The 12,340-nt window shown below is 40.4% G+C and carries 12 protein-coding genes; 10 read left to right on the top strand and 2 right to left on the bottom strand.

Features of this window, described 5'->3' with window-relative positions; genetic code table 11:
* Window positions 1-278: 278 nt before the first annotated feature.
* Window positions 279-764, top strand: coding sequence for a PaaI family thioesterase (locus QFZ73_RS06900; RefSeq protein WP_251435287.1), 486 nt, complete (start codon window positions 279-281; stop codon window positions 762-764).
* A 532-nt stretch (window positions 765-1,296) separates the two neighbouring features.
* Here the strand turns inward: QFZ73_RS06900 and QFZ73_RS06895 are convergent.
* Entirely contained in the window at window positions 1,297-1,662 is a 366-nt protein-coding gene (locus QFZ73_RS06895) for a hypothetical protein (protein WP_307264550.1), read from the bottom strand.
* On the bottom strand, window positions 1,653-3,362 hold the full coding sequence (locus QFZ73_RS06890) for a Na+/H+ antiporter (protein WP_307264547.1): 1,710 nt from the start codon (window positions 3,360-3,362) through the stop codon (window positions 1,653-1,655). The genes QFZ73_RS06895 and QFZ73_RS06890 overlap by 10 nt, the downstream gene beginning before the upstream one ends.
* 377 nt (window positions 3,363-3,739) lie before the next feature.
* Here QFZ73_RS06890 and QFZ73_RS06885 point away from each other — a divergent pair, with 377 nt between their 5' ends.
* The 9 genes from QFZ73_RS06885 to QFZ73_RS06845 all read left to right on the top strand — a co-directional run bounded on the left by QFZ73_RS06885 (window position 3,740) and on the right by QFZ73_RS06845 (window position 12,336).
* On the top strand, window positions 3,740-5,332 hold the full coding sequence (locus QFZ73_RS06885) for a spore germination protein (protein WP_373458917.1): 1,593 nt from the start codon (window positions 3,740-3,742) through the stop codon (window positions 5,330-5,332).
* Window positions 5,329-6,579, top strand: a complete 1,251-nt coding sequence (locus QFZ73_RS06880; RefSeq protein WP_307264541.1) for a Ger(x)C family spore germination protein — start codon at window positions 5,329-5,331, stop codon at window positions 6,577-6,579. Before QFZ73_RS06885 ends, QFZ73_RS06880 begins: the two co-directional genes overlap by 4 nt.
* 14 nt (window positions 6,580-6,593) lie before the next feature.
* Complete coding sequence (locus QFZ73_RS06875; RefSeq protein WP_307264538.1) at window positions 6,594-6,797, top strand: hypothetical protein; 204 nt, start codon at window positions 6,594-6,596, stop codon at window positions 6,795-6,797.
* A gap of 63 nt (window positions 6,798-6,860) precedes the next feature.
* Window positions 6,861-7,961, top strand: coding sequence for a GerAB/ArcD/ProY family transporter (locus tag QFZ73_RS06870; protein ID WP_307264535.1), 1,101 nt, complete (start codon window positions 6,861-6,863; stop codon window positions 7,959-7,961).
* Window positions 7,962-8,148: 187 nt separating this feature from the next.
* Window positions 8,149-9,264, top strand: a complete 1,116-nt coding sequence (locus tag QFZ73_RS06865) for a GerAB/ArcD/ProY family transporter (protein ID WP_307264531.1) — start codon at window positions 8,149-8,151, stop codon at window positions 9,262-9,264.
* 487 nt (window positions 9,265-9,751) lie between these two features.
* Complete coding sequence (locus QFZ73_RS06860; RefSeq protein WP_373458996.1) at window positions 9,752-10,489, top strand: extracellular solute-binding protein; 738 nt, start codon at window positions 9,752-9,754, stop codon at window positions 10,487-10,489.
* 20 nt (window positions 10,490-10,509) lie between these two features.
* Window positions 10,510-10,980: a COG4315 family predicted lipoprotein gene (locus tag QFZ73_RS06855; protein ID WP_307264525.1), complete on the top strand. Its 471-nt coding sequence runs from the start codon at window positions 10,510-10,512 to the stop codon at window positions 10,978-10,980.
* Window positions 10,981-11,058: 78 nt separating this feature from the next.
* Window positions 11,059-11,613 carry an RNA polymerase sigma factor gene (locus tag QFZ73_RS06850; protein WP_307264520.1) on the top strand — a complete coding sequence of 185 codons (555 nt, stop codon included), beginning with the start codon at window positions 11,059-11,061 and terminating at the stop codon, window positions 11,611-11,613.
* Entirely contained in the window at window positions 11,614-12,336 is a 723-nt protein-coding gene (locus QFZ73_RS06845; protein ID WP_307264517.1) for an anti-sigma factor, read from the top strand.
* The last annotated feature ends 4 nt before the right edge of the window (window positions 12,337-12,340 follow it).

The raw sequence follows: 12,340 nt of genomic DNA, 5'->3' as shown, positions 1-12,340 counted from the left end.
AGTCAAAGGAAAGCTCCTGAATGTTGCTCGCTTACAGGGGCCTTTGTCATTTATATCGAGTAAAGGTGCAGGGATTCTTGCAAACTTTTTATGTATGTTGTCGATTTGCACAGTATGTATAAAGCTCCGTCAGTTTACTATTCTATGAAAATTAAAACTTGGAATAAAGCTTAACAAAGAATCAAGGAATTACAAAAAAACTAACCTTTCAGCAATTATCCAAATAGACCGATTATCCTTTAATGATGCTATAATATTCTGGAAAAGGAGGAGAGATGATGGAGGAGACTGTGCTAAAAGCGATTCAAGATGATTATCCAGATGCATTTGCATGGTGTTATGGATGTGGTCGCTTAAACAAAGATGGTCATCATTTTCGAACGGGTTGGCAAGGCGAGCAAACAAGGACAATTTATACACCACGTCCAGAGCATATCGCAATTCCAGGATTTGTTTATGGCGGCTTGATTGCATCTTTAATTGATTGTCATGGAACAGGTTCCGCTGCATTGGCTTTACACCGTAAAAATGGTCATGAAGTTGGAGATGGAGTGGAGCCTCCCAGGTTCGTGACTGCGTCACTGAAAGTGGAGTTCGTAAAGCCAACCCCAAATGATGTGCCATTAATAGCCGTTGGGACAATTCATGAAATTCATCCTAAGAAATGGAGAATCGAAACAGAGGTATTTGCCATCGATAAACTTTGCGCCCGTGGAGAGGTAATTGCTGTGGTGATGCCAAGTACTTTTACAAGCAAAGAGTGATCTTAATTAATGTAAACGCATTCAAAAGTGGATTGATTGTATCAAAGGGCCGTCCAATTATTTGGACGGTTATTTAGTGTATCTGAGTATCCATTTCAAGCATGTTATCGGTAGAAATTGAGAGTGGATTGACCAGTTAGAGTAACTTGGGGGGGGGGGAGCTCATTTTCATATACCCCGCCGGCTTCATGATACTTGTATCAACTGAGGTAGGTTCAATTGTAACAACTACTGCTTTTACAATAAAAAGGGGAAGCTCTTTGAAGATAAAGCTGCAAAACGGTGATTTAACTGTGACCAAACAAGAACCCCAATAAGAATAGGGGAACAGATGCCATGAAGATTCCGTACCAACTTAAACTATAATATTTCTGGATTTCCCATGAAAGCCGTTATACCTGCTCGATCTATAGCAGGTCTTTCATTTCATCTTTCCTATGGTATTACTCCATTTGTTTGCCCCCACCCACCCCCTTTGGTTTTAAATAAAGAGACACCGCTCCCTGTTGTATCGTTGTCTCTTTATAATTTATCAATCTTGTACCATTAACATTTCATCATAGATTAAGTTTTGTCTAAGCTCAGTTGCCGTTTGCATGGATTTTTGGTCATCTTCAACCATTTGCTGAATGATATCACGTTCGATTTGCATCGCATTCAACTGAAAATGACTCACCATCTCTTTAAAGCGATTAGCTTCTTTTTCACTTAATGTTCCGAATGGATTCAAATAACGATTATATCTTTGAATGACAAGCATGACTTCATGACGGTTTTCAGGTGTAGTTTGTTGTTTGATCAATGAAATGGCTTCCTTTGAAGCTTCTTTTTGTGCTTTACGGAACTGCCGGATCAGGTCCGCATTTTTAACGATGGATTCCTCTAATTTCACTTCCATTTCTTATCCCATTTGACATTGATCTTTTTCTTGAAAAGAATGGCCTGCAAATTGATCGAAGCCCTTTTCAGCGAAGATTTTTGCATATAATTTAAGGTTCTTGAAATATACACTTTATAAAGGTCAAAGGCTGTTTCAGATATAGTCCCTTTTTCGGCTAATCCGGAAACGACCTCCAATTCCTTATTGGACCCTAGCTCCACTAAATCGCGTATTGTCCGATTATCCGGTCTATTCGTTATTCCCCGTTCCAAATCTATCAGTTGTTCATTTAAATCTTCCATTACTTGATGGACCGCTTTCTGGTTATCCATGGTTGCTTCTTTGCTCAGCTGATTGATCGTTTTATTTAAAACAATTTTATAAGCCTCCTCAGTGGTTAGGCGTCGATCTTTGAATTCAATCGGTGTCTTTACCAGTAATGGCAAGAGAACCGTAGCCAACGTAACGCTTAACAATATAACGCAAGCTGCGATAAACAAGACTGTATTACGCATCGGGAATAAAGTGTCATCCGGCATAAAATATGGTATGGATAAAGCTGTAGCTAATGTAATGGTTCCATGAATGCCGCTAACGGATGTCAGAAATGCAAATCGTGATCTTGAAACATTCTCCTCATCGGTGTCATTGCCATATTCTGGGTGAACCCTGGACATAATGAATTGGTCTAATGGATTCACTCTGTTTTTCGTAAAAGTATCATGCAGAATGTATACCCAAATAAAACGGACCACCAATAATAAAAGAACAATCAAGAAACTTATCCCAAAAAGATTACCCCTATTTAAGTTGGACTCAATTTCCTGATAAATACTCGGCAGCATAAATCCTAACAAAGCAAATACAAGTCCATTCAAAACATAACCTAACACAGACCATATATTCGTTGATACAATTTGCAATTTAGTCGTGGAACTCTGAAGACGATCCCGCTCGATGCCATGAATCACTCCTGCAGCAACCACTGCCAAGATTCCGGATACATGGAATTCTTCAGCTACCATATATATGGCAAAAGGCGTAATTAGTTCAATAACAATGGACATGGAGATTTCTTCAAGTCCATGAACCCGTAAAAATAATCGTAATTTAACGATTAAATAGCCCAATAGGATACCTATAAAGATACCGCCTAAAGCTACAAATATAAAATTAAGCGAAGCATCTTTTATAGAAAATGCTCCAGTTAAGGCAGCTGCCAGGGCAACTTTAAAAGCAACGATTCCAGCAGCATCATTGAAAAGTGATTCACCTTCCAGGATAGGCATCATATTTCCTGGCAATTTCAATCCTTTTGTAATCGATTGTACCGCTACGGCATCCGTAGGGGTAATTGTAGCTGCTAAAGCAAAAGCAACTGCCATCGGCATATCAGGTATTAACCAGTGGATGAAAAAAACTCCTGCAAAAACGGTCACAAATACTAACCCAAAGGCCAATAACAGAATAGGCTTACGCAATTCAAGCATTTCTTTACGGGACGTATTTTTTCCTTCTGTAAAGAGCAGCGGAGCAATGACACAGATCATAAATAGTTCTGAATGAAAGTCAAATGATAAGTGAAATGGTAATAATGAAAGCACCGCTCCCATGGAAATCTGATATATCGGAAGTGGAATACGAGGCCATATGGCATTTAATATTGTAGCGATTATTGTGGAAACCAATAACCCGAGCAATGTGATTAAGAATGGCATAGAATCTCCCTTATCTTCTATTGTTTAGTCTGATTGCCCATGAAACTTATAAAAAGATAAAAAAGAAGAGATATTTTAAAGCGAATATCCATCCTTTAAAAAAATTACCCCTACTTTATGGTCTTGCGTATCTTCAATAAACAATAATTAGCCAGAGACAGTATTTCCACTAATATGTAGTCTCGGTTTTTGATATACCCCTTAGTTATTAATTACAAACAGGATACTACAAAGGTTTACGTGTTATTCAATATCAACTTATAACATAGCTTTTCAATTCTGATAAATATAAGTTCATGCTGGGCTCAGGATTTTCTGTATAAAATACCCTTAATGAAGAAACATAGAAAAATGGAGTAAGAGCGACCTGCAAAAAAATGGGGGTAACCAGCTTGATTCGTAATGTAGGCAAATTGTTAAGAAAAAAGAAAGTAAAAGAATCCCTGATACAAAATAATTACCTAGATTCTAAGCCTGCTGATTCACTTGATGCGAATTTCAGTCAAAATGTAGAAACACTTCGTACTGTTTATGATAATTGCTCGGATGTCATGTTCCGTTCGTTCTTACTTTTCGGAAAGACGCGGGCGATGCTTATTTACATTGCGGGACTCTCAGACATCGAGGCGATAGAGCAATATGTGCTATCTCCACTCATGCAAGAGTCATCAAAAGAACCACAACAATTAAATGAGTTTATTGAACATAAAATGCCCGTTCCTAAAGTGGTGAAAGTGAATATGCTGGCGGATTGCATTGAATCGATTTCCTCAGGAAACCCGATCCTTCTATATGAAGGGGAAAGCGATGGATTTTCTTTAGGGTTGTCCAAATGGGAAAAGCGGGCGATTGAAGAACCTATGGCAGAGGGGGGAGTTAGGGGATCACGAGAGGGATTTATTGAATCTCTAGAGGTAAATACGTCCCAATTGCGACGTATTATTAAAAGTCCTGCCCTTAAAATACAATCGATGAAGATCGGAACTTATACCAGGACGAATGTTTCGATTGCTTATATTGATGGACTTATGGATAAAACACTGATTGAAGAGATTACAGCTCGGTTGGAACGAATTAAAATAGACGGCATTTTAGAAAGCGAGTACATCGAGGAAATGATTGAGGACAATCCGTATTCACCTTTCCCTCAGATCATGACGACAGAACGGCCGGATGTAGCCTGTTCTAGCTTGCTCGAGGGACGGGCTGTCATTCTTGTAGAAGGAACCCCTTTTACTTTAATTGCACCAATATCCTTCTTTTCTTTGATTCAATCACAAGAGGATTATGCGCAGCGTTTTTTGGCAGGCACTTTTATCCGTTGGTTACGTTATTTTTTTATGGGATTATCCCTTTTGCTTCCTTCACTTTATGTTGCTATTTTGACGTTCCATCATGAGGCGGTCCCAACCGCACTCCTGCTAAGTAGCGCGGCATCCCGGGAATCGGTCCCCTTTCCTGCAATAGTAGAGGCATTGGCTATGGAAATTACCTTTGAAGCACTAAGAGAGGCAGGGGTTCGATTGCCGAAGCAGGTAGGTTCTGCTGTCAGCATTGTTGGAGCGCTAGTGATTGGTCAAGCTTCCGTACAAGCGGGGTTGGTTTCAGCGCCAATGGTCATTGTGGTTGCGATTACGGGAATTGCTTCTTTTATGATGCCTCGTTATATTGCCGGAATTGCTTTCCGGATGCTGCGTTTTCCAATGATGCTGCTTGCCGGTACATTAGGACTGCTTGGTATCATGATGGGGATCATTGCCATAGTCATTCACTTATGCAGCTTGCGTTCCTTCGGCGTTCCCTACTTAGCGCCACTGGCACCGTTAAAAGGTCAAGAGCTGAAAGATGTGCTGTGGAGAGCTCCTTGGTGGAAGATGACTACACGCCCGCGCCTCACAGGGGATTCTAATGTATACCGACAATCCCCGGAGCAGGGACCAAATCCAAAAAGGGGAAGTGAAACGGAGTGAATAATGGTTGGGGGCGAACAAAGATATTGGAGAAAGTAAAGAGGCGTCATTTCATGAAAAGCGTCCTTCTTTTGCTCGGTATTTGTGGAACAACCCCTTTTCTAAGCGGTTGTTGGGATCGAGTGGAAATCACTGATTTGGCGATTGTCACAGCAGCCGCCATCGATAAGAAGGATAATGATCACATCGAACTATCCGTCCAGGTCTTTATTCCAAGTTCAATAAGTAGTGGAGGCGGCGGTCAAGGAGGAGGGAGCAGTCAAGGAGGGGGGGCTGTTACGACATTGGTGAGATATGAAAAAGGCTCCAATATTTCAGATGCATTGTCTAAGCTTCAAAGCAAGCTTCCGCGAAAAGTATTTTGGGGACATTGTAAAATATTTGTATTCGGTGAAAAGTTAGCGAAGGAAGGAATTCAAGAGCAGCTGGATTTTTTGCTGCGCCATCCGCAGCCAAGAGAGAAAGCAAATGTGTATGTCAGCAAAGGGAAAGCAAAGCCTATCCTTGAATCTTTGCCACCCCTGGAAAACTATTCAGGGGAAGTGCTTAGAGAACTATCTGATTTACATATCGGGATGCTGGTCACAATGCAGGATTTAGATGAAATGTTAACGGGTATACCTCAAGCGGCCGCACTTCCATTCGTTAAAATTTTACCACCAGGGAAAGGGCAAACGAAATTACAGGGAATTCCTTACATTGTCGGGACAGCCGTGTTCAAAAAAGATAAAATGACTGGGATGATGACGGAAAAAGAAACAAGAGGGCTATTGTGGTTAAGGGATGAAGTGGAATCATATACCGTGACCATAAAACCCAAAGGGGTGAAAGGGAAGATATCTTTAAGTCCAGTGTCAGCCAAAGTCAAGATCATTCCGCAAATTATCAATGATAAATGGAAATTATTGGTGATGGTAAATACGGATGGAGCTGTTATACAAAATGGAACGAATTTAAACCTTTCAAATCCTAAGTCTCTAAAAGCTGCTGAACGAGCCTATCAAAAAGATATAGAAAAACGCATCGAGAGTGCTTTTCTGAATACTCAGCATAAGAAAGCGGATATTTTAGGGTTAGGTAAAGATTTCTATAGGAAATATCCTAAACAGTTCAATAAGGTCGAGAACCAATGGAATGAAGTATTTTCAGAGTTGGAAGTGGAAGTCGATGTTGCGGCCCATATTCGAAGACAGGGCTATATAAACAGACCGGCGGGTTTGTCTGAGAAAGAGGTGAAGGACAAGTGAGATGGGGGGCTTTTATGTGTACAACGGTGATCGTAACTCTAATCATTTTGTTTGAATGGCCGAAAATGAAACAAAATCCTAAAAAAGATAAAATGGCATTTCTTACACTGCTCCTCACTGGATTGGTTCTGTCCATGTTCAATCTCCCACAGATGTCAGGACCCACTGAATGGATTCAAACTCTTTTTAAGCCGTTTGGAGAGTTTATGGAAAAGTGAATCTATCAGTAGGTTGCGTGCGTGATTCCGATTTTCGATTCTATTACAGAAGGGAGAACGATGATGGAGAAAGGCAAAATTTCATCCTTTCAGATGGCAGTTATGATGTATCCCACGATTGTGGCTACCGCCATTCTTTCGGTTCCAAGCATTACAGCGAAATATGCCAAAACAGATTTGTGGATGTCCCCTATATTAGCGTCCCTTATCGGGTATGTGACGGTGTATATCGCTTATAAACTGCACCAACTTTATCCGAAACAAACGGTGATCCAATTCAGTGAACAGATCATGGGGAAATTCGCGGGAAAAACTATTTGCTTTTTAATCTTGTTTTTTTATATCCAGGGAACGGGACAAGTCACCAGAGCTTACGCAGAATTTATTGTTGACTCCTTTCTAGTCAATACCCCAATTAGTGTGATCATGGCATCGATGGTATTCCTCTGTGCTATGGTCGTACGGGGAGGAATAGAAGGATTAGGGAGAGTAGCTGAATTGTTTTTGCCAATGTTTATACTTCCAATCCTCCTCTTAATCATCTTAGTGTTCTCTGATTTTGAATTTAAAAATATATTCCCGATATTGGGGGATGGGATTATGCCTCCAACAAAGGGTGCGATTGTGCCGAGTGCATGGTTCACAGAGTTTTTCCTTATCACTTTTCTTCTCCCTTTTTTAGCGGATAGGAAAAAAGGAATGAAATACGGAATGATGACGGTATTTGCCGTGATGATGACGTTAGTTGTGGTGAATCTGGTTGTTCTTTTTGTATTCGGGCCAACGACACCCTCTAAGGTTTATCCCTTGATGCACATAGCTAGATACATCAGTATCGCAGACTTCTTTGAACATATGGAGTCCGTCGTAATGGCCATTTGGATTGTAGGGGCGTTTGTCAAAATTTCTGTGTTTTATTATGCGGCTACTTTAGGTACCGCACAGTGGCTGAATCTTTCGGACTATCGGCCAGTTGTATGGCCGTTAGGGATTCTGATCGTAGCACTCGGCTTTTGGTCGCTTCCTAACTCAATGGAATTGGCTCGTTATAATATCGGGGCCTTCCCCCCTTTCGGACTATTAATTCAAACGATGATTCCTCTGTTTTTGTTGGTGATTGCTGTTGTAAGGAAAAGAAATCGTAAAGGAACCGAAACCAGCTGACTGGGCATTTTTTATGCTAAATATCCTATCGATAAGGTGCTGTCTATGTTCGTACTCGCGCAGATGGCAGGACCAACTGAATGGATTGAAACTCTTTTTAGCCGTTTGAAGAGTTTATGAAAAAGTAAATCTATCAGTGGGTTGCGTGATTTCAAATTTACATACTATTACGGAAAGGAGGAAGATGATGGAGAAAGGTAAAATTTCAGCTTTACAGATGGCATTCATGATGTATCCAACGATTGTGGCAACGGCCATTCTCGGGGTTCCAAGCATCACAGCGAAATATGCCAAAACTGATTTATGGCTTTCCCCCATTTTGGCGTCTCTCATCGGGTATGCCACAGTATATATCGCTTATAAACTGCACAAACTTTATCCGAAACAAACGGTTATCCAATTCAGTGAACAGATCATTGGTCGGATTCCAGGGAAAATTCTCGGTTTTTTATTCTTGTTTTTTTATATCCCGATCACAGGGCAAATCCTAAGAAGTTACGGAGAATTTATTGTCGACTCTTTTCTGGTCAAAACCCCGATTAGCGTGATCATGGCATCGATGGTACTTCTATGTGCCTTTATCGTACGCGGAGGGATAGAGGTGTTGGGGAGAGCTGCCCAATTGTTTCTTCCTGTTTTTATCTTTCCAATCCTCCTCTTAATCGTCTTACTGGGCCCTGATCTTGAATTTAAGAATATATTCCCGATATTGGGGAATGGAATTATGCCTCCAATCAAGGGTTCGATTGTACCGGGTGGATGGTTCAGCGAGTTTTTTCTGATGATTTTTCTCCTCCCTTTTTTAACCGATATGAAAAAAGGGATGAAATCCGGGATGATGTCTGTTTTTGCCGTGATGATGACGTTAATTGTGGTGAATCTCCTGGTTCTTTTTGTACTCGGGTCAACAACAGCCACAAAGAATTATCCCCTGATGAATGTATCTCGGTACATCAGTTTAGCTGACTTTTTTGAACATTTGGAGTCCGCCATCATGGCCGTATGGATAGTAGGTGCGTTTGTCAAAATTTCTGTGTTTTATTATGCGGCTGCTTTAGGTACCGCGCAGTGGCTGAATCTCTCCGACTATCGTCCTGTTGTATGGCCGATAGGGATTTTGATTGTAGAATTCAGCTTTTGGTCGTATCCTAGCTCCATGGTTGTCAATCGATATGATATCATCGCTTTTCCTTTTCAAGGAATTTTGATGCAAACGATTATTCCGCTTTTATTATTGGTGATAGCTGTTTTTAAAAGAAATAGAAATAGAAAGAGAAAGAGAGAGGGAAGCAATTCAAGTTAGCCTTTTCTGTCGCTTGGTTTAAGAGACGTGAAAGAGTATGGGCATGAAAGTAGGCAAAAGGAGTTCTATCTTAATGTTAAAACAAAGGTGATTGGAACGGAAGGTACGAGAATCCTGCGGGAAAACGCGTCCAAGGGATACCGAGCATCCGTAAAGGCGCCGAGGGCGGACCGCCCGCGGAAAGCGAGTGCCTGAAGTGAACGCAACGTTCAATATATACATATCCTCAAAAAAACCGTAGACAAACTCAATTATTATCGAGTTTGTCTACAGTCTGCAACCATTCCGTTTTCGAATGGTTTTTTTTGTTGAGTAAAAAAGAGAAAAGCTTAAGATCAGCAGATGTATTTTGCATCAGGATAAAAATAATTAACAATTTTTTTCAAACCGTTTTGGGATTTGTTCCGTTATCTATAGTACAAAGGCTTTTTAGAAGGGAGAGAAGAAAGACTTGAAAAAGGTCATTTTTGTTGGATGGATATCATTGATGGCAGTCTTGTTAGGATTTTCACCGGAAATGGGTTCGAATCGGGGGCAAGTTGTCAACGACGTCGTAAAAGTATATGGACCAGGTGGACCTCTTGGACCTATTAAGGAAGTTGCGGAACAATTCACCAAAGAAACGGGGATAAAAGTTGAAGTAACAGCGGGACCCGAAGAAAAATGGATTGATCAAGCCAAACAGGATGCGGATATCATTTACGGAGGGTCTGAATATATGCTAACAGAATTCATGCATGATCATCCGGAGGTCCTTGATGAAAAAAACCGTACAGAATTGTATGCACGATCAGTTGGAATCCTTGTTAGAAAAGGAAACCCAAAGAATATAAAGTCGTTGGAGGATCTAACGAAGAAGGGCGTAAAGATTGTTGATGTTAATGGAGCCGGGCAACTGGGTATATGGGAAGATTTGGCTGGGAGAAAAGGACTTATTCCTGGAATTAGCAGGAATATTGACATTTCGGTGAAGTCCAGTGCAGAAGCTATCGATCTATGGAAGGCAAATTCTAAATTGGACGCCTGGATTACATATGAATCCTGGCATTACCGTCTGGCGGATGTGACGGACCTGGTTCAACTCCCTGAGGAAGACAAGCTCTATAGAGGAACCCCGGTAAGCATAACAAGTAATAGTGAAAACAAGAAAAAGGCAAAACAATTCATTGATTATCTTAAAACGGAAGAATCCCATCAAGTATTTCAAAAATGGGGATGGAAGTAAATTGACGAGGAGTGAGAGATATGAAAAAGTGGATGGTATTTTCAGTTTTTATGATGGTCCTAGTTTTGGCGGCATGTGGAAATGAAGTTAATGATTCACCCCAAAATGATCAGGTTGTTAGTGGTACTGCCGATGAAAAAGCAGTAACCCTAAAATTATTGGAAAGTGAACCAACAGGTGAATACTTGGCTGATTCCAAGGGAATGACACTTTACTTTTTCAAGAATGATAAATCAGGAAAAAGCAATTGCATGGGTGATTGTCTGAAAAAATGGCCGCCGTTCATGGAAAGGGATTTTGCTGTCCCTAAAGGATTTGAGGAAAAAGACTTTGGAACCATTAAAAGGGAAGATACAGGTAAAGAGCAGGTAACGTACAAAGGATTTCCACTCTACTATTTTGTGAATGATAAGGCAGCGGGAGATGTCAATGGCGAAGGTGTGAAAAATGTTTGGTATATTGTAAATAACAAGACGGTTTTTCCAAAATAAGAAAAAAGGGACGATCACTGATGGTCGTTCCTGTTACAGGTTTTTTCCAAATTTACTGGTGAGGAGTTGCAGGTGCGATTGAAAGAAAAACTTGATAAGGAATTGATGGCATTAGTAATGAAAAAGCATCGTCCTGCTCTGGAAGAACTTTATGACCGGCATATTAAATTAATCTATGGTTTTATTTTTAAGTTCACAAATGGAAATGCTGAAAAAACTAAAGAGATTGTGCAGTTGGTCTTTTTAAAGCTCTGGACCACAAAAAGCAGTTACAATCCAGAAAAGGGGCACTTTGTTAGCTGGCTTTTGACCGTTACACGAAATGTGTGTGTGGATTATATCCGTAAAGACAGCGTTCATATTCGGAATAACAATCACATGGACATGAGCCATCCAATTGACATAGAAGATCCGAATAATGACATAGAAAATGGGCTGTTACACAGTGAAATTGCCAATGCAAAAAGTAAGTTAAGCAAGCCGCAAAAAAGACTGATTGATTTACTGTATTGGAAAGGGTACTCGCTAACGGAAATTGCCAAAATTGAAAATGAACCGATTGGTACCATCAAGAGCAGACTTCATCAGTCGCTTAAATTGTTGAAAAAGCATTTGGAAGTAGGTGGTTTGTAAATGAATACTGAGTGCGCTAACCTGCTTTCATTTTTATCGGGTGAACTGGGAGAAAAAGAAAAAAAAGCATTCGCGGAACACATAATTCAATGCTCTGAATGCACTAGGGAGTATGAACAAATGACGGAAGCCTGGAATTCATTGAAATGGGATTTCAAAGAAATAGAACCTTCTTCTTCCCTGAAATCAGAGGTTATGAATTTTGTCTTTGAGACTGATGATGAAGTTCCGGTAAGAAAGGAAAAGAATTGGAGTAGTTTTTTCTTTAAGCAGTTTACACCAGTAACTTCAGGTCTCTTGCTTGCCGCTCTAGTTTTGGTGTCTGTGCTGTTATATTCCAATATTCAACTAAAAAAAGAACTTGCAGCCATCAATCTGCCAATGGAGGTAAAGACGGCTCTATCTCTGCAGCCTGCCGATAAAACGGCTGTAAATATGAATACGGACGGTGCTGCATACATTTTGCAGCAAGGTGAAGAAAGAAGGTTAATCGTGCAGATTCAGAATTTGCCTAGCCTTCAAGAGTCCGAGGTGTATCAGGTGTGGTTGCTGAAAGATGGAAAACGGACAAACGCAGGAACTTTCAAGCCTGATGAAGCCGGCACAGGATCATTGACATACAAACTGTCCATTAATGATAAATTCAATCAAATTGGCATCACAAGGGAACCAGATTCAAATAGTACAAAGCCGAGAGGCGAAAAAATAATAGGATCTTCTTAAAAAT

The sequence above is a fragment of the Peribacillus sp. V2I11 genome (assembly GCF_030817135.1).
In the GTDB taxonomy this organism is placed as follows: domain Bacteria; phylum Bacillota; class Bacilli; order Bacillales; family DSM-1321; genus Peribacillus; species Peribacillus simplex.
This window is presented reverse-complemented; position numbering and strand designations above follow the sequence as displayed.

Excerpts from the sequence above, each read along its gene's own strand:
- QFZ73_RS06900 (WP_251435287.1), top strand. The coding sequence starts at position 279 with ATGGAGGAGACTGTGCTAAAAGCGATTCAAGATGATTATCCAGATGCA.
- QFZ73_RS06895 (WP_307264550.1), bottom strand. The coding sequence starts at position 1,662 with ATGGAAGTGAAATTAGAGGAATCCATCGTTAAAAATGCGGACCTGATC.
- QFZ73_RS06890 (WP_307264547.1), bottom strand. The coding sequence starts at position 3,362 with ATGCCATTCTTAATCACATTGCTCGGGTTATTGGTTTCCACAATAATC.
- QFZ73_RS06885 (WP_373458917.1), top strand. The coding sequence starts at position 3,740 with ATGGGGGTAACCAGCTTGATTCGTAATGTAGGCAAATTGTTAAGAAAA.
- QFZ73_RS06875 (WP_307264538.1), top strand. The coding sequence starts at position 6,594 with ATGTGTACAACGGTGATCGTAACTCTAATCATTTTGTTTGAATGGCCG.
- QFZ73_RS06870 (WP_307264535.1), top strand. The coding sequence starts at position 6,861 with ATGGAGAAAGGCAAAATTTCATCCTTTCAGATGGCAGTTATGATGTAT.
- QFZ73_RS06865 (WP_307264531.1), top strand. The coding sequence starts at position 8,149 with ATGGAGAAAGGTAAAATTTCAGCTTTACAGATGGCATTCATGATGTAT.
- QFZ73_RS06860 (WP_373458996.1), top strand. The coding sequence starts at position 9,752 with ATGGCAGTCTTGTTAGGATTTTCACCGGAAATGGGTTCGAATCGGGGG.
- QFZ73_RS06855 (WP_307264525.1), top strand. The coding sequence starts at position 10,510 with ATGAAAAAGTGGATGGTATTTTCAGTTTTTATGATGGTCCTAGTTTTG.
- QFZ73_RS06845 (WP_307264517.1), top strand. The coding sequence starts at position 11,614 with ATGAATACTGAGTGCGCTAACCTGCTTTCATTTTTATCGGGTGAACTG.